General features: G+C 61.9%; 3 protein-coding genes and 1 tRNA gene. 1 reads left to right on the forward strand and 3 read right to left on the reverse strand.

The genetic code is table 11. The annotated features are described in order from the left end of the window. Window positions 1-179: 179 nt before the first annotated feature. The 3 genes from AC1DMG_RS21570 to tpiA form a co-directional block, all read right to left on the reverse strand. Window positions 180-264 (reverse strand) — tRNA-Leu (locus AC1DMG_RS21570). Window positions 265-275: 11 nt separating this feature from the next. After that, window positions 276-722, reverse strand: a complete 447-nt coding sequence (gene secG, locus AC1DMG_RS21575) for a preprotein translocase subunit SecG (protein ID WP_477177476.1) — start codon at window positions 720-722, stop codon at window positions 276-278. A gap of 25 nt (window positions 723-747) precedes the next feature. Next, window positions 748-1,497, reverse strand: a complete 750-nt coding sequence (gene tpiA / locus AC1DMG_RS21580; RefSeq protein ID WP_204636373.1) for a triose-phosphate isomerase — start codon at window positions 1,495-1,497, stop codon at window positions 748-750. 122 nt (window positions 1,498-1,619) lie between these two features. On the opposite strand from tpiA, the gene AC1DMG_RS21585 reads away from it, so the two are divergent. After that, window positions 1,620-2,435 carry an SDR family NAD(P)-dependent oxidoreductase gene (locus AC1DMG_RS21585; RefSeq protein WP_477177477.1) on the forward strand — a complete coding sequence of 272 codons (816 nt, stop codon included), beginning with the start codon at window positions 1,620-1,622 and terminating at the stop codon, window positions 2,433-2,435. The last annotated feature ends 66 nt before the right edge of the window (window positions 2,436-2,501 follow it).

Consider the following 2,501-nt stretch of genomic DNA (forward strand, 5'->3'; position numbering starts at 1 on the left):
CCGCCATTGCTCGAATTAACTACCTTTGGATCACCCCTGATTTCTCACAGCGTCCAAGCGTTTCTCTGCCATGACGGGTTCACTCCCTTGGCCCGATGCCCGAAACGCGCGCACAAAAAAACCGCCAACTGGCGGTTTCTTGCTTTCGATAACGATGCTCGCGCATCGCCATCTTCGATTGGTGCCCAAGGGGGGACTCGAACCCCCACGCCTTACGGCGCTACCACCTCAAGGTAGTGCGTCTACCAATTCCGCCACCTGGGCAGGTGTCTTACTTAGTTTTTCTTTGCCGGTTCCGTCGCGGCTGGCACGTCGCCCGTAGACTTGGCCGGAGCCGTTGCAGCGGGGACATCGCCCTGTGCCGGCTTGGTGGCCTGCGGGATTTCCGCGTTGGCCGGAGCGGCGGGCTGCGCATTTTGCGTTGCAGCCGGCTTGTTGGCAAGACCGGACATCACACCCAGATCGTTGCCGTTATCGGACTGTGCCTTGCCGTTGTGGCCGAGGTAGATACCCATACCCAGGCTCAACGCGAAGAACAGCGCTGCCAGCACCGCCGTGGAGCGAGTGAGGAAGCTGGCCGAACCGCGTGCACCGAAAACGGTTGCGGACGCGCCGCCACCGAAACCCGAGCCTGCGTCGGCGCCAGCGCCGCGCTGCATCAGGATCAGCACGATCATCGCCGCGGCGATCAGAATGTAGAAAACGCTGAAGATGACGAACATGGTTCTGTTTAAGAGTCCGTAGCGCTTAATGCGCCGCAGCGCAGATTCCCAGGAAATCGGCCGATGCCAGCGAGGCGCCTCCGATCAGTCCACCATCCACGTCTGCTTGCGCGAACAATTCCGCAGCATTCGCCGCTTTGACGCTGCCGCCGTAAAGCAGCCGAGTCAGACGGGCAATCATAGCATCTTCTTTTTCCAGTTGGCTACGGATGAACGCATGCACATGCTGTGCCTGCTCCGGCGTGGCGGAATGGCCCGTACCAATGGCCCAGAGGGGTTCGTAGGCAATCACGGCAGTGTCGAAACTGCCGATGCCGTTGAGATCAAGCACGGCTTTGAGCTGGCGCGCCACGACTTCTTCGGTCTCGCCAGCCTGGCGCTGGGCCAGCGTTTCACCCAGGCAGAGAATGGGGGTGAGACCGCCGGCGCGGGCGGCGGCGAATTTGCGGGCCACCTGGGCGCAGGTTTCGCCGTGGTACTGGCGGCGCTCGGAATGGCCGACGATGGTCCACTGCGCACCGATGTCGGCCAGCATGGCGGCGGACACTTCACCGGTATAGGCGCCCTGCCCCTCGTGCTCGCTCACGTCCTGGCCGCCAAAACCGAGGCCCGAACCGGCATGCTGGCTCGCCAGTTCGCCCAGGTACGGGAACGGCGGCATCACCACCACATCGATGGCGGTCGGCAAGGCGGCGACGATGTCGCTGACCAGGGCTGTCGCCATGCTGCGGCTACCATGCATCTTCCAGTTGCCGGCGACGAGTTTCTTGCGCATGCGCGTGTTCCATTGCGTATAAACGACCAAGCTTACCGATCGACCATGCCACTGGCAACGAAGACCCGACAAACCCTTGCCGTTATGGAAAAAATCGGATGGACCACAAGGAGACCACTTCTATGCCACCTGCCCGCCCATTGAGTCTGGTGACCGGCGCCTCTGCCGGCATCGGCGCGGCCTTTGCGCGGGATCTTGCGGCGCGAGGCCACGATCTGGTGCTTACTGCCCGACGCGTTGAGCGGCTTGAAGCGCTGGCGCAGGAGCTACGCGACCAGCACAAGGCAAGTGTGACAGTTCTGGCGGCTGATCTGGCTGACCCTGCCGCCGTCCGCCAACTGTGCGAGGCGCTGGATGCGCGTGGACTCAAGGTGGACTGGCTGATCAATAACGCCGGTTACGGGGTGCCGGGCACGTTTGAAGCGGTGGCTTGGCCGGTGCATGAGGCGTTTATCCGGGTGTTGATGACTGCGCCGGCTGAGTTGGCTTGGCGTCTGTTGCCGGGGATGCGTGAGCGGGGATATGGGCGCATCGTCAATGTTGCTTCGCTGGCGGGGCATGTGCCGGGGTCGGCGGGTCATACGCTTTATGCGGCGAGCAAGGCGTATCTGATCAAGTTCTCGCAGTCGTTGGCGTTGGAGAACCGGCATCTTGGGGTGAATGTTTGTGCGCTGTGCCCGGGGTTTACTTGGTCGGAGTTTCATGACGTCACGGGCACGCGGCAGTTGATGAATAAGTTGCCTGGGTTTATGTGGCAGACGGCTGAGGCTGTGGTGCGTGAGGGGTATGAGGCTGTCGAGTGTGGTGAGGTTGTGCGTGTGACGGGCGGGGTGAATCGCTTTATCAAGGCGATGATGAAGCTGCTGCCGGATAGGTTGACGTTGTGGCTTTCGGCGCGGGAGTCGAAGAGGTATCGGGATTTGGGGGAAGTGGCTTAGGCGGCGATCTGATCGCAACGTAACTTGTAGGAGCGCACTTGTGCGCGACCAGCCGACGGAGCGGTA

Source organism: Dyella sp. 01N36, from assembly GCF_056399745.1.